General features: G+C 72.2%; 16 protein-coding genes. 11 read left to right on the top strand and 5 right to left on the bottom strand.

Annotated features, from left to right (window positions below; all coding sequences use genetic code 11):
• Positions 1-32: 32 nt before the first annotated feature.
• Positions 33-1,328 carry a peptidase C39 family protein gene (locus tag ASG96_RS12150; RefSeq protein WP_057588057.1) on the top strand — a complete coding sequence of 432 codons (1,296 nt, stop codon included), beginning with the start codon at positions 33-35 and terminating at the stop codon, positions 1,326-1,328.
• Between the two features lie 21 nt (positions 1,329-1,349).
• On the opposite strand, the gene ASG96_RS12155 is transcribed toward ASG96_RS12150, so the two are convergent.
• A complete protein-coding gene (locus ASG96_RS12155; protein WP_056757931.1) occupies positions 1,350-2,123 on the bottom strand; it encodes a VOC family protein in 774 nt (257 codons plus the stop codon).
• A 31-nt stretch (positions 2,124-2,154) separates the two neighbouring features.
• On the opposite strand from ASG96_RS12155, the gene ASG96_RS12160 reads away from it, so the two are divergent.
• The 3 genes from ASG96_RS12160 (at position 2,155) to ASG96_RS12170 (ending at position 5,679) form a co-directional block, all read left to right on the top strand.
• Positions 2,155-2,547, top strand: coding sequence for a hypothetical protein (locus ASG96_RS12160; protein ID WP_235506676.1), 393 nt, complete (start codon positions 2,155-2,157; stop codon positions 2,545-2,547).
• A 141-nt stretch (positions 2,548-2,688) separates the two neighbouring features.
• Positions 2,689-4,554 carry a 1-deoxy-D-xylulose-5-phosphate synthase gene (dxs, locus tag ASG96_RS12165; RefSeq protein ID WP_056757926.1) on the top strand — a complete coding sequence of 622 codons (1,866 nt, stop codon included), beginning with the start codon at positions 2,689-2,691 and terminating at the stop codon, positions 4,552-4,554.
• A 111-nt stretch (positions 4,555-4,665) separates the two neighbouring features.
• Positions 4,666-5,679 (top strand): RNA polymerase subunit sigma-70, encoded by a 1,014-nt coding sequence (locus ASG96_RS12170; protein ID WP_056757922.1) that lies wholly within the window; start codon positions 4,666-4,668, stop codon positions 5,677-5,679.
• A gap of 87 nt (positions 5,680-5,766) precedes the next feature.
• On the opposite strand, the gene ASG96_RS12175 is transcribed toward ASG96_RS12170, so the two are convergent.
• The 3 genes from ASG96_RS12175 to ASG96_RS12185 form a co-directional block, all read right to left on the bottom strand.
• Complete coding sequence (locus ASG96_RS12175; RefSeq protein WP_056757918.1) at positions 5,767-6,804, bottom strand: NAD(P)-dependent alcohol dehydrogenase; 1,038 nt, start codon at positions 6,802-6,804, stop codon at positions 5,767-5,769.
• 84 nt (positions 6,805-6,888) lie between these two features.
• Entirely contained in the window at positions 6,889-7,284 is a 396-nt protein-coding gene (locus ASG96_RS12180; protein ID WP_056757916.1) for a cupin domain-containing protein, read from the bottom strand.
• 116 nt (positions 7,285-7,400) lie between these two features.
• Positions 7,401-7,862 (bottom strand): MerR family transcriptional regulator, encoded by a 462-nt coding sequence (locus ASG96_RS12185; protein ID WP_056758876.1) that lies wholly within the window; start codon positions 7,860-7,862, stop codon positions 7,401-7,403.
• Positions 7,863-8,126: 264 nt separating this feature from the next.
• On the opposite strand from ASG96_RS12185, the gene ASG96_RS12190 reads away from it, so the two are divergent.
• From ASG96_RS12190 to ASG96_RS12220, 7 genes are all read left to right on the top strand, one after another.
• Positions 8,127-9,347 (top strand): substrate-binding domain-containing protein, encoded by a 1,221-nt coding sequence (locus ASG96_RS12190; protein ID WP_082588747.1) that lies wholly within the window; start codon positions 8,127-8,129, stop codon positions 9,345-9,347.
• A gap of 16 nt (positions 9,348-9,363) precedes the next feature.
• Positions 9,364-10,098, top strand: a complete 735-nt coding sequence (locus ASG96_RS12195) for an ABC transporter ATP-binding protein (RefSeq protein WP_056757913.1) — start codon at positions 9,364-9,366, stop codon at positions 10,096-10,098.
• Entirely contained in the window at positions 10,095-10,847 is a 753-nt protein-coding gene (locus ASG96_RS12200; protein ID WP_057588058.1) for an ABC transporter ATP-binding protein, read from the top strand. The genes ASG96_RS12195 and ASG96_RS12200 overlap by 4 nt, the downstream gene beginning before the upstream one ends.
• Positions 10,844-11,728 carry a branched-chain amino acid ABC transporter permease gene (locus ASG96_RS12205; RefSeq protein ID WP_057588059.1) on the top strand — a complete coding sequence of 295 codons (885 nt, stop codon included), beginning with the start codon at positions 10,844-10,846 and terminating at the stop codon, positions 11,726-11,728. The genes ASG96_RS12200 and ASG96_RS12205 overlap by 4 nt, the downstream gene beginning before the upstream one ends.
• On the top strand, positions 11,725-12,873 hold the full coding sequence (locus tag ASG96_RS12210; protein WP_056757907.1) for a branched-chain amino acid ABC transporter permease: 1,149 nt from the start codon (positions 11,725-11,727) through the stop codon (positions 12,871-12,873). The genes ASG96_RS12205 and ASG96_RS12210 overlap by 4 nt, the downstream gene beginning before the upstream one ends.
• Positions 12,870-13,799 carry an alpha/beta fold hydrolase gene (locus ASG96_RS12215; protein ID WP_057588060.1) on the top strand — a complete coding sequence of 310 codons (930 nt, stop codon included), beginning with the start codon at positions 12,870-12,872 and terminating at the stop codon, positions 13,797-13,799. The genes ASG96_RS12210 and ASG96_RS12215 overlap by 4 nt, the downstream gene beginning before the upstream one ends.
• A 63-nt stretch (positions 13,800-13,862) precedes the next feature.
• Positions 13,863-14,807 carry a DUF1254 domain-containing protein gene (locus ASG96_RS12220; protein ID WP_057588061.1) on the top strand — a complete coding sequence of 315 codons (945 nt, stop codon included), beginning with the start codon at positions 13,863-13,865 and terminating at the stop codon, positions 14,805-14,807.
• 15 nt (positions 14,808-14,822) lie between these two features.
• Here ASG96_RS12220 and ASG96_RS12225 read toward each other — a convergent pair whose 3' ends face one another.
• Positions 14,823-16,709, bottom strand: coding sequence for a helix-turn-helix domain-containing protein (locus ASG96_RS12225; RefSeq protein ID WP_057588062.1), 1,887 nt, complete (start codon positions 16,707-16,709; stop codon positions 14,823-14,825).
• Positions 16,710-16,775 lie beyond the last annotated feature (66 nt).

A 16,775-nucleotide genomic window follows, 5' to 3' on the forward strand; every position in this document is an offset into this window, starting at 1 on the left:
TGGCCGCGCGATCCCCCTCCGGAAGGTGTGCCATGCCCAGCCGCTCCACCGTCTCTGCCGCCCCGTTCCAGCCCAGCCGCCGCTCGGTGCTCGCCACCGCCGCCGCAGGTGCCGCCCTCGTCGGCGTCACCGCCGCACCGCGTGCCCGCGCGGCCACGCCGAAGAAGGGTGCCGCCGAGCGCCACGTCCACTACGCCTCGTGGTCCGGCGCCGACCTCGCCTTCGGACCGTTCGACCACACGATCGACTACACCGACCCGCACGCCACGGCCGGCACGCCGGTCACGTACGAGTACGCGACGTGGACCTCTCCCGTCGTCCCCCCGGGCTTCGGACTGACCGAGCTCGTCGCCTCGTGGAAGGCCGCGACGCCGGGAGGGTCGTGGGTGGAGGTGCGCGTCCGAGGCACCAGTGCCGGCACGACGACGAAGGACTACGTGCTCGGGCGATGGGCGGCCGAGGACCCCGCCGACGGAGGTGGCATCCACCGCACCTCCCTCGCCGGCCAGGGCGACACGGTGGCCACCGTCTACACCGACACGCTCGCCACCCGAAAAGGCTTCAGCCTGACCGACTGGCAGCTCGAGGTCCGGCTCCTGCGTCCGCAGGGCAGCGCCGACACCCCGTCCGTGTCCGTCGTCGGGGCGATGGCCTCGGCCCTGCCCGACGCGAAGAAGGTGCCGCGCAGCCCCAACGGGCCCGCCTGCGGCACGACCCTCGACGTGCCCACGTACTCGCAGGAGGTCCACGTCGGGCACTACCCGCAGTGGGACAACGGCGGCGAGGCGTGGTGCTCACCGACCTCGACGTCGATGGTCGTCGCCTACTGGGGCGCCGGTCCGTCATCCGCCGAGACCGCCTGGGTCGACCCTCCCGTCGACGCCCAGGTCGACTTCACGGCGCGCAACGTCTTCGACTACGCCTACGACGGCGCCGGCAACTGGCCGTTCAACACGGCGTACGCCGCGACCCGCGGAGACCTCCACGGCTTCGTCACCCGGTTGCGCACCCTCACCGAGGCCGAGGAGTTCATCGCCGCCGGCATCCCGCTCGTCGTGTCCGTCTCGTTCAAGAAGGGCGAGCTCACGGGCGCCGGCTACGGCACGAACGGCCACCTCATGGTCGTCGTGGGCTTCACCGAGTCCGGCGACGTCGTGTGCAACGACCCCGCCTCGCACCTCGTCGCGAGCAACGACCAGGTGCGCGTCGTCTACGACCGGGAGGAGTTCGAGAACGTCTGGGTGCCGCACAGCGGCGGGATCGTCTACGTCATCCGGCCCGCGGGCCGGGCCCTGCCGCCGGCCCTGGCACACGAGCCCAACTGGTGACCTGGGCCCGGGCGTGACGCGTCAGCGGCCGAGTCCCGACCTGGGGTCGCGGTCGGTGATGCAGTAGAGGGCGCCCGTCGGGTCCCGCAGGGTCGTCCACCCTGCACCGTGGTCGGCGACGAACACCGCGCCCAGACCCCGGTGCCGGGCGGTCTCGGTGGGTCGGTCGTCGCAGGCCAGGTCGAGGTGCCCCCTGACCTGCCCCGTCGCCGGCTCACCGAGCCGCTGGAGCAGGAGCCGGATCGGGATGCCGTCCGGGCGCACGAGGTGGCGGAACTCCGGCCGTCTCACCGAGCCGCGCACCGGCCACCCGGTCAGCTCGGTCCAGAACGTGCACTCGTCGTCGTAGCCGTCGTGGGGGATGTCGAGGCACACCTGGTCGACGACACTCTCGTGCGCCTGCGGCCAGCGGGTCGGCCACGGCCGCTGGGCGAGGGGCTCGTGGACGAAGCAGAAGACGAAGCCGCCGGGCGAGCGGAGCACGACGTAGCCGTGCTCCGACCGGTGGACGACCTCGGCGCCCAGGACCTCGGCCCGGGCCGCCGACTCGGCCGCGGACGTGACGTGCAGGTCGAGGTGCACCCCCGGGGCGGTGGACTCGCCGTCACCGGCGGCGGTGCGCTGGATCTTGAGGTAGGGGTCACCGACCGGCGGCAGCAGCGTCGTGAACTCCGCATGGTCCCCACGAGGCGTCGACACGGCATACCCCGTCACCGCCGACCAGAAGTGGGTTCCGGCCGCATGGACGTCGGGCGGCAGGTCGAGGAAGGCGGTGACCCAGCTGACCGTCGTCATGGTCCGAGCCTAGGCGAGGCAGACTGGGAGCATGCCGACTCCGACCTCCTCCGGCTCCCGGGGGCACACCCCGCCCGGGTGGCCGCCGGGAGTCCCGCCGGCCCACACGCCCGGCTGGGAGGAGCGCGCCGTGCTGTGGCTGCTCGACCAGTGCCCCCCGGACTACCGGGCGTACGACGGGTGGCGGCGTCACCCGATCGCGCTCGCCTGGCTGGCCGGTCGGCACCTCGACGGACAGGTCGTCGCGATGCGCGACGCGTGGCGGGAGGCGCGCGTGGCCATCGGGCCGCACGTGCCGGCGGAGGCCCTGACCGAGATCCTCGGGCAGATCGAGGCCGAGGGGATCCGGCTGCTCGCCGCCTCGCGGTCGGCGCGGCTGCTCCACGAGGCGCTGCAGGGCAAGGTCTTCGCGCCGCGCCTGTGACGGCGTCCAGGCGGTCGTGTGGAGGTTGTGTGACGGGGCCGACGGCGGTCTGCACGCACCGTTGGGAGCCGCCACGCGTTGACCCGTAGACTCGATCGACCCACCCGAGTGGGTGGACGACCACCGAGAGGACGACGCAGCGTGGCCCTGCTGGAGACGATCACGAGCCCGGCGGCGCTCAAGGCGCTGCCCGCGACCCAGCTGCCGGCCCTGGCGGAGGAGATCCGCACCTTCCTCGTCACCGAGGTCTCCAAGACCGGCGGACACCTCGGCCCGAACCTCGGGGTCGTCGAGCTGACGATCGCGCTGCACCGCGTCTTCGACTCCCCGCACGACACGCTCGTCTTCGACACGGGCCACCAGTCCTACGTGCACAAGCTGCTGACCGGGCGCCACGACTTCAGCAAGCTGAAGAAGCAGGGTGGTCTGTCCGGCTACCCGAGCCGCGCCGAGTCCGAGCACGACGTCGTCGAGAACTCGCACGCCTCGACCGCCCTCTCGTGGGCCGACGGCATCGCCAAGGGCCGGCGCCTGAGCGGCGAGCCCGACCGCCACACCGTGGCCGTCATCGGTGACGGTGCCCTCACGGGCGGCATGGCCTGGGAGGCGATCAACAACATCGCCGTCGACAAGACCCTCCCGCTCGTCATCGTCGTCAACGACAACGAGCGCTCCTACGCCCCGACCATCGGCGGCCTGGCCGACCACCTCGCGACGCTCCGCACGACGCGCGGCTACGAGCGCTTCCTCGAGTGGGGCAAGCGCTCGCTGGCCAAGACCCCGGTCGTCGGCGGCGCGATGTTCGAGACCCTCCACGGGGTCAAGAAGGGCATCAAGGACATCGTCGCGCCGCAGGGCATGTTCGAGGACCTCGGCCTGAAGTACCTCGGCCCCGTCGACGGCCACGACGAGCAGGCGCTCGAGCGGGCGCTGAGCAAGGCCAAGGACTTCGGTGGTCCCGTCATCGTCCACGTCATCACGCAGAAGGGCCGCGGCTACCAGCCGGCCATCGACGACGAGGCCGACCAGTTCCACGGCGTCGGCAAGTTCAACCCCGAGACCGGGCTGCCGTTCGAGGTCTCGGGGCGCATCTGGACCGACGAGTTCAACGAGGAGATGGTGGCGATCGGGCGCGACCGCCCCGACGTCGTCGCCCTCACGGCCGCCATGCTCATCCCGGTCGGCCTCGACGGCTTCGCGGCCGCCTACCCCGACCGGGTCTTCGACGTCGGCATCGCCGAACAGCACGCCGTCACGATGGCGTCCGGGCTCGCGTACGCCGGCATGCACCCGGTCGTCGCCGTCTACGCGACGTTCCTCAACCGGGCCTTCGACCAGCTTCTCATGGACTGCGCCCTCCACGGGGCCGGCATCACCGTCATCCTCGACCGGGCCGGTGTCACCGGCAGTGACGGCGCCTCCCACAACGGCATGTGGGACATGACCCTGACCTCGATCGTGCCCGGCCTGCGCCTGGCCGCACCCCGCGACGGCGAACAGGTGCGCAAGCAGCTGCGCGAGGCGGTCGACGTCTCCGACGGCCCGACGGTCATCCGCTTCCCCAAGGGCGACGTCGCCGACCCCCTGACCGCGGTGCGCTCGATCGGTGACGTCGACGTGCTCTTCGAGAACGCCGGCGACGACGTCGACCTGCTCGTCGTCGGGGTCGGCGCGTTCGCCGGGCTCGCCATCGAGGCGGGCGAGAAGATCGCGGCGCACGGTCGCACGGTCCGCGTCGTCGACCCACGGTGGGTGCTGCCCGTGAGCGACGACGTCGTCGCCCTCGCGCGGCGAGCAGGCGCCGTGGCCGTGGTCGAGGACAACCTCGTCAGCGGGGGCGTCGGCGCGGCCGTCACCCTCGCACTGCGTCAGGCCGAGGTCGACGTGCCCGTGCACACCTACGGCATCCCGAAGCGATTCCTCGACCACGCGTCGCGCGGCCAGATCCTCGAGGAGCTCGGACTGACCGGTGACCAGGTCGTCGCTGACCTCGAACCCCGCCTCTGACCGACCGTCCCACCCTCTCCCGAGGTGCATCGGGCCTGCGCCCGGTGATGAGTTCTCGCGCCTCCACCCGTCACACCTACGACGGGACACGACGAGAGGGAGGATGACGTGATGAGCGCGGACCTGCGGGTGGAGGAGCTGGGCGTGAGCGGTGCGGGCGGGAGCCGGCTGGACGAGGTCGACGAGCCGGAGTTCGCGAGGCTGGTGGCGCGACACCGCCGGGAGCTGCACGTGCACTGCTACCGGATGCTCGGGTCGTTCGAGGACGCCGAGGACACCGTGCAGGAGACGTTCCTGCGGGCCTGGCGGCGGCGGGAGACCTTCGAAGGGCGCTCGACGTTCCGGGCCTGGCTGTACCGGATCGCCACCAATGCCTGCCTGGACCTGCTGGCCACGCGCCGCCCGGAGCCGGCGACCGGCGGCGAGGTGCCGTGGCTGCAGCCCTACCCCGACCGGCTGCTCGACGAGCTGCCGGCCGACGTCGCGGACGAGCCGGAGACCGTCGCCGTGGCGCGCGAGACGATCGAGCTCGCGTACCTCGTCGCGGTGCAGCACCTCGCGCCGCGCCCACGGGCGGTGCTCATCCTGCGGGACGTGCTCGGCTGGCCGGCGAAGGACGTCGGGGAGCTGCTCGGGGACTCCGTCAACTCGGTGAACAGCGCGCTGCAGCGCGCCCGGGCCGGCATGCGGGAGCACCTGCCCACCGAGCGGCAGGACTGGACCGGCGCCGAGGAGGACGCCGGGACCCGAGAGCTGGTGCGGCGCTTCACCGACGCGAGTGTCGCCAAGGACATCGACCGGCTCGCCGCGCTCGTGCGTGACGACGTGCGCTGCTCGATGCCGCCCACGCCGGGCCTGGTCGTCGGCCGCGACGCGGTGGTGGCCGACTGGGTCGAGAGCGGCTTCGAGGACCTCGGGAACCTGCGCACCGTCCTCACGTCCGTGAACCGGCAGCCCGCCGTCGCCTTCTACCTGTGGCAGGAGGGAGCGGGCGCGTACCTCCCGCTGACGATCGACGTCCTGCGCGTCACCGGTTCGGCGATCACCGAGATCGTGACGTTCCACGCCGACCAGTTCCCGCGTCTCGGCCTGCCGGAGCGCTTGCCGGCCCTCGGCTCGGAGTAGCCCCCGGACCGGACGCGCGGGCGGCGGCAGCGGAGGTCTGCCGCCGCCCGCGCGGGTGCCCGACCCGAGCCGTGGGCGCGGCGGAGGTCAGAGCGTGGCGGTGTCGATGACGAAGCGGTAGCGCACGTCCGACGCCAGGACCCGCTCGTACGCCTCGTTGACCTGGTCGGCCGCGATGACCTCCACCTCGGCGCCGATGCCGTGCTCGGCACAGAAGTCGAGCATCTCCTGGGTCAGGGCGATGCCGCCGATCATGGAGCCCGCGAAGGAGCGGCGCGCCCCGATCAGGGAGAACACGTTGACGCTCAGGGGCTCGGCCGGTGCGCCGACGTTGACGAGCGTGCCGTCCACGGCGAGCAGCCCGAGGTAGGCATCGAGGTCGATCCTGGCGCTGACCGTGTTGATGATGAGGTCGAACCGGCCGGCCAGCTGCTCGAACGTCGACGGGTCGGAGGTGGCGTGGTACTCGTCGGCGCCGAGGCGCAGGCCGTCCTCCTGCTTCTTCAGCGACTGCGAGAGCACGGTGACCTCGGCGCCGAGGGCGTGGGCGATCTTGACGGCCATGTGCCCGAGGCCGCCGAGTCCGACGATCGCGACCTTCCTGCCGGGACCGGCGCCCCACCGTCGCAGCGGGGCGTAGGTGGTGATGCCCGCGCAGAGCAGGGGGGCTGCCGCAGCGGGGTCGATGCCCTCAGGCACGCTCAGCACGTAGCTCGCGTCGACGACCACGTGGGTGGAGTAGCCGCCCTGGGTCGTGGTCCCGTCCCGGTCGGTCGCGGCATACGTGCCGACCATTCCGTTCTCGCAGTACTGCTCGTCGCCGCGACGGCAGTTCGCACACTCGCCGCAGGAGCTGACCATGCAGCCGACACCCACTCGGTCGCCGACCCGGTGGCGGGTCACGTCGGACCCCACCTCGGTGACGACGCCGACGATCTCGTGACCGGGAACCACCGGGAAGGGCTGGGGGCCCCAGTCGCCGTTGACGGTGTGGATGTCCGAGTGGCAGATGCCGGCGAACTCGATCTGGATGAGGACGTCGTCGGGTCCGACGGCACGGCGCTCGATGACGGTGGGGGCCAGGGGCTGGCCGGCGGCCGGTGCGGCATAGGCGTTGACGCGCATGCGAAAGGTTCCTTCGTGTGTGGGGGTGTCGCTGGGTGGGGGGTCTGGCTGGGTGGGGTGTGGGTGGGGGAGGCGCAGGGGTGCTCAGGCGCCGTACTCGTCGTCCGTGACGTGGTCCAGCCAGGTCACGACCCGGCCCTGCTCGTCGGCTTCCTGGATCGCGACGTGCGCCATGAAGCGTGCGGAGGTCGCACCGTGCCAGTGCTCCTCGCCGGGCTCGATGTAGACGACGTCCCCCGGGCGGATCTGCTGAACCTCGCCGCCCCGGCGGGCGACGTATCCCACTCCGTCGGTGACGTACAGGGTCTGTCCCTTGGGGTGGTGGTGCCACGCGGTCCGGGCGCCGGGGGTGAAACGGACGTGGGCGCAACCGACGGCCGACTGCTCGTCGGGGTTGCGGATGCCGTCGACGTAGACGGTGCCGGTGAACCAGTCCGCGGGACCCTCGGTGGTCTGACCGCCGCTCTGGGTGAACTTCATGTGGGGTGCACTTCCTTCTCGTCACGGTCCGGAGCGCCGGAGCGCCGCTCGGACCTCGTTGCGGGTGTCGGGGGAGCTCGTGGGGTGGGCCGCCGCGACACCGTGGCGTGTCGCGCCTACGACCTGCCCGCCCGCTTGATCTCGTCAGCCAGGTGGCGGGCCTCGCCGGACAGGAGCTCCGCCCGTCCGTCGTCGCCGGCGGCCACGGCGTGCCAGTAGTCGATCTTCAGGGCGACGTACCGCTGCCGGAGCACCAGCTGCCGGGCCTCCGACGCCAGGCGACGCTGCTGCTGGGTGAGCAGCTCGACCTGTTCGCCGGCGGCGGACGGGCCGAGGTGCCCGTTGGCGACGTACGTGCGCATGTCGCTCACGGACATCCCGGTGGCGGCGAGGCAGGCGACCCACATGATCTGGTCGAGGTCCTCCTCGTCGTAGACCCGGTGGCCGCTGCTCACCCCGCGGCCGACCGGGGCGATGACACCGATGGACTCGTAGTAGCGCAGCGTGCTGGCCGGCAGGCCGGTCAACGCCGCGGCCTCCTTGATGGTGTACTCGTGCCGGGTGGTCTCTGCGCTCACCTCCACCACGCTAGGAACTTCAAGTACTCGAAGTCAAAGCCCCGCACGTCCTCTCCGGACGACACGCGGGTGTGCCGCTGGGCCGGCAAGGGCGCCCGGCCTCCGACCCACAGGTGGCTGTGAGACACATGGCGACCCCTGCTTTGTGGTCTCCGAGACCACCGTGGGCCGTTCGAGGCTGAACTACTTTCGCCGAAACGGTTGGGCGTCAACGGATCTCGTTGCAGCAAAGGCGCGAGCGCCCGCCAGAGGTGGAGGACATCGGTGTCCAAGCGGTGGAGTCTCGCGCTCGCGAGCGCCATGATCACGCTGTCGGTCGCAGCCTGCGGCTCTCCCGGCCAGCCGGGCGCAGCGCCCGCCGACAACGGCACGGGAGCCGCCTCGGGCGGCGCCGGCGAGCCGTACAAGGTGGGTCTCGTCTACTCGAAGTCCGGACCGCTCGCGAGCTACGGCGAGCAGTACCGTCAGGGCCTCACGGCGGGCATCGACTACGCCACCAAGGGGACCGGCGCGGTCGCCGGCCACACGATCCAGATCACCGAGCAGGACGACGCGGGTGACCCGGCCAAGGCCGTCGCCTCGGCGACCGACCTCATCGGGCAGGGCAACACGATCATCGCCGGCTCGACCTCCAGCGGCGTGGCCCTGCAGGTCGCCCCGCTCGCCAAGGACAACAAGGTGCTCTTCATCTCCGGCCCGGCCGCCGCCGACGCCGTGACCGGAGCGAACCGCTACACGTTCCGCTCGGGCCGGCAGACCTACCAGGACGTCGCGACCGCGGGCACCATGCTCGGTGACGTCAAGGGCAAGAAGGTCACGGTGCTGGCGCAGGACAGTGCCTTCGGCAAGGCCAACGTCGCTGCCGTGACGGCGATCCTCGGTGCCAAGGGCGCGACGGTCAGCGCCGTGGAGGTGCCCTCGGCGGCGACCGACCTGACGCCGTTCGCGACCAAGGTCAAGGGGGCTGCCCCCGACCTCCTCTTCGTCGCCTGGGCCGGCGCCAACGCCACGGCGATGTGGACGACCCTCGGCCAGCAGGGCGTCTTCGACTCGACGAAGGTCGTCACCGGCCTCGACATCAAGGCGACGCACGCCCTCTTCGGCGAGGTCGCGACGAAGATCGACTTCCTCTCCCACTTCTTCGATGGCGCGGCGGACAACGCCGCCTACCAGGCCCTCGATGCCGGGCTGAAGAAGCAGGGCGCCACTGTTGACCTCTTCACCAACGACGGCTTCGTCGCGGGCCAGATGATCGTCCACGCGCTCGAGGCGGGCGGCGGTGACGTCGACAAGATGGTCACCGCCCTGGAGGGGTGGACGTTCGACGGACCCAAGGGCTCCCTCGAGATCCGGGCCGAGGACCACGCCCTCCTGCAGCCGATGTTCACGGCGAACCTGAAGAAGGACGGCAGCAACGTCGTGCCGCAGCTCGTCGACACGCTCGACGCAGCAACCGTCGCGCCGCCCGTCACACCCTTCAAGTGATCGGACACCTTCCGACGTGATCAGCGCAGAGGCGGTCGGCTGGAAGGTCGGCGGCGCCCAGATCCTCGACGACGTCTCCCTGACCGTGGGGGCTGGTGAGCTGCTCGGCATCATCGGCCCCAACGGGGCGGGCAAGTCATCGTTCGTCAACATCCTCAGTGGGGTGACCAGGCCGTCGACCGGTCGGATCACCTTGCAGGAGAAGGACGTCACGGGAGCCAGCGCCACCAGGCGCGCCCGGATGGGACTGGCGCGCTCCTTCCAGACGTCCGCCCTCTTCGACGGCCTGTCGGCGGGGGAGAACGTCCGGCTCGCCGTCCAGGCGGTCGGCGGCGCCTCCTTCTCGCCCTTCCGGGCCGCAGGGTCGGCGTCGTCGGGCGTCATCGAGTCGCTCCTCGCCCGGGTGCGTATGCCGGGTCGCGCGGACACGCTCGCGGGTGACCTCTCGCACGGCGACCGTCGCAAGCTCGAGCTCGCGATGGCCCTCGCATCCGACCCTGCGGTGCTGCTCCTCGACGAGCCGATGGCCGGCGTCTCGGCCGAGGACGTGGACGGGCTGACCGAGATCATCGGCGAGGTCCGTGACTCGGGGGTGGCCGTGGCGATGGTCGAGCACCACATGCACGTCGTCCTCGGCCTGGCCGACCGCGTGGCCGTCCTACACCACGGGCAGCTGCTCGCGGTCGGTGCGCCGACCGAGGTGACGGGCGACGAGCGGGTCCAGCAGGCCTACCTGGGAGAAGCACTGTGAGCGATCAGAACCCGTCGGTCGGAGGCGACGGCGCCGTGCTGCCCGTCCTCAGCCTCGACGACGTCCATGTCCGCTACGGCGGGTCGCACATCCTCCAGGGTGTGTCCTTCGACGTGCCGGCGACCGGCGTGACGGCGCTGCTGGGCCGCAACGGCGTCGGCAAGACGACGACCCTCAGGTCGATCATCGGTCTGGCACCACGCACGGGACGCATCCTGCTGCAGGGCAGAGAGATCCAGGGCCTGACGACGGCGCGGATCGTGCGTGGCGGGATCGGCTACGTGCCGGAGGACCGGGAGGTCTTCGGCGGCCTGACCGTCGACGAGAACCTCCGGCTCGTCGACCCCGTCCGCGGTGTCGACGCCGACGTGGTGGCGCGGCTCTTCCCCGACCTCGTCCCGCGCCGGGCACAGCGGGCCGGCACGCTCTCGGGCGGCCAGCAGCAGATGGTCGCGCTCGCCCGGGTCCTGCTGCGCGAGAACGCCCTCCTGCTCGTCGACGAGCCCACGAAGGGCCTGGCCCCCAAGCTCGTCACCGAGGTCGCCGACGTGCTCGCCGAGGTGGCACGCACGACCCCGGTCCTCCTCGTCGAGCAGAACCTCCAGCTCGTGCGTCGCATCGCGGACCGCGTCGTCGTCCTCGACGCCGGCACCGTCGTGCACCGCGGGGCCGCGGCCGACCTCGTGGCCGACGCCGACCTGACGCGTGAGCTCCTCGGGGTCTCGATGCGACGGGAGGGAGCAGCGTGAGCGACCTCGTCCTGCTCCTCGTCACGGGTCTCGGGCTGGGCGCCCTCTACTTCATCGCCGCGAGCGGCCTCAGCCTCATCTACGGCCTCATGGGAGTGCTCAACTTCGCCCACGGCGTCTTCATGACCGCGGGGGCGTATGCCGCCTGGCTGACGATGGGGGCCCTGCCTGCCGCGTGGCCGGTGGCGGGCCGACTCGGGGTCGGGGTCGTCGCTGCCATCGCGCTCGGGGCCGTCGTCGGCCTCGTCGTCGAGGTCGTCCTCATCCGGCCGCTCTACCGCCACCACATCCAGCAGGTCCTTGTCACCGTGGGCCTCTCGCTCGCGGGCGTTGCTGCGGCCCAAGGCATCTGGGGCGCCGACCCACGCCCCGTCGACAAGCCGGTCTGGATGAGCGGCACGACCGAGGTCCTCGGCGCACGCCTGCCGAACGACCGGTTCGTCTACCTCCTCGTCGCGCTCGCCCTCTTCGGCGGGCTGCTCGCCCTGCTCCACCTGACTCGCCTCGGCCTCGTGATCCGGGCCGGCGTCGAGAACCGGACGATGGTCGAGGCGCTGGGCATCAACGTCCACCGCACGTTCACCATCGTCTTCGCGCTCGGTGGAGCCGCGGCCGGCCTCGCGGGGGTGCTCTACTCGCAGTACGCCGGTGCCGTGTCACCCGCGCAGGGCGGCTCGCTGCTCATCTTCGCCTTCATCGTCGTCGTCATCGGCGGCATGGGCTCCCTGACGGGGACCGCCGTCGCAGCCGTGGTCGTCGGGCTCGTCCAGCAGCTCGCCAACTACTACGCCGCGAGCGGGGTCGGCGACCTGTCGGTCGTGCTGCTCCTCGCACTGGTCCTCCTGCTCCGACCGACCTCCCTGAAGGGAGCGACGGCATGACGTCGCCCACCGACCACCTCACGGACACGCATACGCCCTCGGTGACCCCGGACGGAGAGGGTGAGGCCACGGCCTCGACGACGCCCACGGCGTCGGGGGAGGGGAGCCACGCCGCGCGACGTGTCGTCCGGGCGCTGCCCGCCGTCGTCGGCCTGGCGGTGCTCGCCTACCTGCCCTACGTCCCCATCGAGCTGCCGGGCGTCCTGCCGGGACGGGTCAACGGTCCCGGCTCGATGCAGCTGCTCGCGACGTGCCTCGTCATCGGCGGGATCGCGCTGAGCTACGACGTCCTCTTCGGTCGCACGGGCCTGCTCAGCTTCGGGCACGCCCTGTTCGTCGCTGCCGGCAGCTACCTGCTGACGATCTCGCTCTCCACCTGGGCACTGCCCCTTGCGCTCGCGGTGCCCGTCGCGCTGGGCCTGTCCACGCTGCTCGCCGTCGTCGTGGGCGGCATCGCCCTGCGCGTCGGCGGCATCGCCTTCGCGATGGTCACCCTCGCCTTCGCCCAGGCCGCGTCGATCATCGTCATGCGCAACCCGGGAGGCGTGACCGGGGGCGAGGAGGGGCGCCCCCTCGACCGCGCGGCCGTGCCCGACGTGCTCGTCGGCGTCGCCAACGCGCCGTACCGCTTCTGGCTCGCCCTGGCCTTCGTCGTCGTCGCCTGGGCCGTCGTCACGCTGCTCGTGCGGTCACGAGCCGGCCACGCGATGGCGGCGGTACGCGAGAACGAGCAGCGCGCCGCGGTCCTCGGCTTCGGGACGTACCGGGTCAAGCTCCTCGCCATCGTCGTCGGGTCGTTCCTCGGCGCCCTCGGTGGCGTCGTCCACGCCCTCGTGCTCGGTGGTTCCAACCCCCACCTGACCACGTCGGAGTTCACGCTCTCGCTGCTCGTCATGGTCGTCCTCGGTGGAGCGGGAAGCCGCTGGGGCGCCGTCATCGGAGGGGTGCTCTACACCTACGCGGACGCGCGGCTCGTCGAGGTGAGCAACGCCGCCGTCCTGCAGGACCTGCCCGTCGTCGTGCGCCAGGTGCTGTCACAGCCGCTCTTCATCCTCGGCGTCTTCTTCGTCGTCGTGGTCTACTTCGCACCATCGGGCCTGACCGGGCTCGGTGGGAGACTGATCAGGAGGTCAGGGTCACGATGAGCACCACGCCGTCCGCCTTCGTCATCGAGCTGCCCGAGGGGAGCCTCGCCATCCACGACCTCAGCCTCGGGACTCCGGCAGCCGACGCGCCCGTGGTGCTCGCCGTCCACGGCATCACGGCCAACGGCCTCTCGTGGCGACGGGTGGCCGACGAGATCGGCCGCCGCCACGGTCCCGGTGGCGTCCGGTTCCTCGCCCCCGACCTGCGCGGGCGCGGTGACAGCCGGTCGGCTCCCGGTCCGTACGGTCTGGGCGCCCACGTCGACGACCTGACCTCCATCGCGACCGTGTTCGGCTCGGCCCCGGTCCTCGTCGGACACTCCATGGGTGCCTTCATCGCGGCCCTGGCCGCGGCCCGCCACCCCGACCGGTTCCCCGCGGCCGCGCTCGTCGACGGAGGTCTCGCCTTCCCCGTGCCCGACGACCTCGACGTCGACGCCGCCCTCCAGTCGGTGATCGGTCCGGCCATGGACCGGCTGTCGATGCGCTTCGCCGACCCCGCGGCATACCTCGCCTTCTGGTCCGGGCACCCCGCCCTCGGTCCGGTGCTCGACGGACCCGGCGGCGATGCCGCACGGGCCTACATCGAGCACGACCTCGTGCACGACCCCGCGGACGGGCAGTGGCACAGCACGTGCGTCCTGGACGCCGTGCGGGCCGACGGGGCCGACGTCATGGCAGACCCGGAGACCCATGCCGGCCTGCGGACCGCGGTCGAGCACGGCGTCCGGACCGAGCTCGTGTGGGCCGAGCGCGGCCTGCTCGACGAGCCTCAGGGGCTCTACGACGAGTCCCGGCTGGCGGCGCTGCACGTCCCGGACGGTGTGCGGACCACACGTGTCGACGCCAACCACTACGACGTCATCCTCGGCGACCGTGGGGTCACGGCCGTCGCCGACGCCGTGGACCGGCTGCTCGCCGGCTGACGACGAGCGGATCACCGTCTGCGGGTGATGTCGGCGGGGACGACGGCGTCCGATCCTGCTCGCATGAACGGGATGAACGTCAACGCAGACACCTTCGCGCGCGCGGAGACGGACCGGATGTTCACCGCGCTCGCCGCGGACGCCGGCGGCGTCAACCGCCTCAACCACTCGCGTACGCCGACGCCCCTGACGCACCAGCCGGTGATCCGGATGAACCGCGACACGCTCTACAGCGCCGCCGTCGTCGACCTCAGCGAGGGCGCGGTGCTCACACTGCCCGACACCGGAGGGCGCTACCTCTCGGCGATGGTCGTGAACCGCGACCACTACGTCAACGCCGTGCTCCACGAGCCGGGTCGGCACGAGGTGACGACGGAGCGCTACGACACCGACTACGTCCTCGTCGCGATCCGGACCTTCGTCGACCCCACTGATCCCGACGACGTCGCGGCGGTCAACGCACTGCAGGACCGGATCGCCCTCACGGCTGCCTCGGCCCGCCCGTTCACGGCCCCGGCCTGGGATGCTGCGTCGCTGGACCGCACGCGGTCTGCCCTGCTCGAGCTCGGCAAGGGGTATGCCGGCTTCGACGGCGCGTTCGGGGCGCGCCAGGACGTCGATCCCGTCCGTCACCTCGTCGGGACGGCTGCCGGGTGGGGTGGGCTGCCATCGGGTGAGGCGACGTACGTCAACGTCGATCCGGGCCTGCCGCCGGGGGAGTACCAGCTCACGGTGCGGGAGGTGCCGGTCGACGGCTTCTGGTCGATCTCGCTCTACAACGCGGACGGCTACTTCGACGACGACGGGAGCGCGGTGAGCGTCAACGACCTCACCGCCGAGCGTGATCCCGACGGCTCGGTGACGGTCCACTTCGGTGGGTGTGGTGACGGCCGGACCAACTGCCTCGGCATCAAGGACGGCTGGAACTACCTCGTGCGCCTCTACCGGCCACGTTCCGAGGTGCTCGACGGGTCGTGGACCTTCCCCGAGATCACGGTCTCGCGGTGACGGGCGGGCCAGGGGTCAGGCCGGGGCCTGGAGGGCGCGCAGGCGCAGCGCGATCTGCAGCTCGAGCGAGTGGTCGGGATGCTGCCAGGTCTCCCCGAGCAGCGCTGCGATGCGCTCGAGGCGCTGCGAGACCGTGTTGACGTGGACGTGCAGCGTGCCGGCGGCGTGCCGGGGGCTGCCACCGGCCGCGTAGTACGCCGCCAGGGTGCCCACGAGGTCTGTGCCGCGCCGCTCGTCGTAGTCGAGGACGGGGCCCAGGAGCTTGCGGACGTACTCGTCGACGTCGGGAGCGGATCCGACGATGAGACCGGCGAAGCCGAGCTGGGTCGCCGCAGCGCCCTTGCCCCGGTGGCCGAGCGCGATGAGCGCGCCGACGGTGCGGTGCCCCTCCTCGTGCGCCTCGCTCACGTCGTCGACGTCGCTGACCGGACCGACGCCGGCCACGGTGACGCACGTGCGCTTGCCGATGCGTGCGGCGACGGCGCGGGCCAGGCCGTCGGCGTCGGTCCCGGGCACGAGCGCGATGACGTCGCCGTCGTGGGAGCCGACGAGCGAGGCCTCGCCGGTGGCTGCGCTCGCGGAGATGAGAAGGGCCCGGTGGCCGGTCGGTTCGTCGCCCCGGAGCACGAGCAGGCAGAAGGGCTTCTGCGGGTCGAAGCCGACGGCGCGGGCGAGCGTCAGGCGTTCCTCCCGGGAGCCCCGTGCGCTCACGAGGTCGCTGACGAGGCGGTTGCGCGCGGACTGCCGGGCGTCTGCGGCCTGCCGCTCGAAGAGCAGGACGAGGGCCGTGACGACCCCGGCGCGCTCGACGGTGCGCTGGTCGGAGTCGCTGAGGGTCAGGCCGCCGACATAGATCGCGCCGAGCCGTTCGCGCGCAGCGGTGACGGCCACGGCATAGACGCCGTCGCGCTCGACGAGGCGACCGGCACCGAGGTCGGGGATGGCGTCGAGGGCGGCGAAGGGGTCGCTCCCGGTGTCGTCGTGCGCCGGGGCAGGACCGGACGCACTGTGCCGGTGGCCGTGCTCGTCGACGAGCACGGCCCAGCCGCCCAGCAGCTCGGCGAGGGCGTGGGTGATGTCGTCGACGCCGCCGCCACCGAGCACGAGGGAGGCGAAGCGGTCGTGCGCGGCGGCCGCCTTCTCCACGCCCTCGGCGTACTGCCGGACCGTCTCGTGGGCGTCCGACAGGGCGGCCAGGGCGTTCTCGGCGTCGGCGAGGGCGCGGGTCTGCACCAGGGTGACCGCGGCCAGGGTGGCGAGGTTGCCGAGGAGGCCGACCTCCTCGCGGGTGAACGGGCGCGAGGACCGGTTGGCGGCGAAGAGCACGCCGACGAAGTGCTTCTCGACGATGAGCGGCGTCCCGCAGATCGCGATGATGCCCTCCTCGCCGACGGCGCCGTCGATCGCGTTGGTGTGGCGGAAGCGCTCGTCGGCCCAGTAGTCGGCCGTCCAGTAGGGCTTGTGCGTCGAGGCGACGAGGCCGCCGAGGCCGGCGCCCAGCGCGAGCCGCACCGACTGGAACACCGCCGAGACGGAACCGTCGGTGGCTCGCATGAAGGTGTCGCCGGCGTCGGGGTCGTAGAGCGTCAGGTAGGCGAGGTCGGTGCCGACGAGGCGGCGTGCCCGGCGCACGATCGCGTCGAGCACCGAGCCCGGGTCGCTCTCGGTCGCGAGCTCGCGGGCCGTGTCGAGCAGGGCGGCCAGGCCGGCCTCGCGGTGCTGGTGGACCTCTCGGGCGCTCGCGATCCGCAGCGCGAGGTCCCGCGCCTCGCTCGGGGCGTCGGCGGCGGCGATCTCGGCGACCGGTGCGTCGGCGGCCAGCAGCTCGAGCAGGCCGACGACCTGGTCGGCCTGCTCAGCACCCGCCTGGTCGGCGGGCTGCGTCTCGCTGCGGGTGGCCACGGGCAGATCCTAGGCGGGGTCGGGACTCGATGGGCGGGCGGTCGGGGCGGCGACGCGGGGTCGCGG

The sequence above is a fragment of the Terrabacter sp. Soil810 genome (genome assembly GCF_001429645.1).
GTDB lineage: Bacteria > Actinomycetota > Actinomycetes > Actinomycetales > Dermatophilaceae > Terrabacter.

Bases quoted from the DNA above. Each gene is read 5' to 3' on its own strand.
- ASG96_RS12150 (WP_057588057.1), top strand. From the start codon at position 33: ATGCCCAGCCGCTCCACCGTCTCTGCCGCCCCGTTCCAGCCCAGCCGC.
- ASG96_RS12155 (WP_056757931.1), bottom strand. From the start codon at position 2,123: ATGACGACGGTCAGCTGGGTCACCGCCTTCCTCGACCTGCCGCCCGAC.
- ASG96_RS12160 (WP_235506676.1), top strand. From the start codon at position 2,155: ATGCCGACTCCGACCTCCTCCGGCTCCCGGGGGCACACCCCGCCCGGG.
- ASG96_RS12170 (WP_056757922.1), top strand. From the start codon at position 4,666: ATGAGCGCGGACCTGCGGGTGGAGGAGCTGGGCGTGAGCGGTGCGGGC.
- ASG96_RS12175 (WP_056757918.1), bottom strand. From the start codon at position 6,804: ATGCGCGTCAACGCCTATGCCGCACCGGCCGCCGGCCAGCCCCTGGCC.
- ASG96_RS12180 (WP_056757916.1), bottom strand. From the start codon at position 7,284: ATGAAGTTCACCCAGAGCGGCGGTCAGACCACCGAGGGTCCCGCGGAC.
- ASG96_RS12210 (WP_056757907.1), top strand. From the start codon at position 11,725: ATGACGTCGCCCACCGACCACCTCACGGACACGCATACGCCCTCGGTG.
- ASG96_RS12215 (WP_057588060.1), top strand. From the start codon at position 12,870: ATGAGCACCACGCCGTCCGCCTTCGTCATCGAGCTGCCCGAGGGGAGC.
- ASG96_RS12220 (WP_057588061.1), top strand. From the start codon at position 13,863: ATGAACGGGATGAACGTCAACGCAGACACCTTCGCGCGCGCGGAGACG.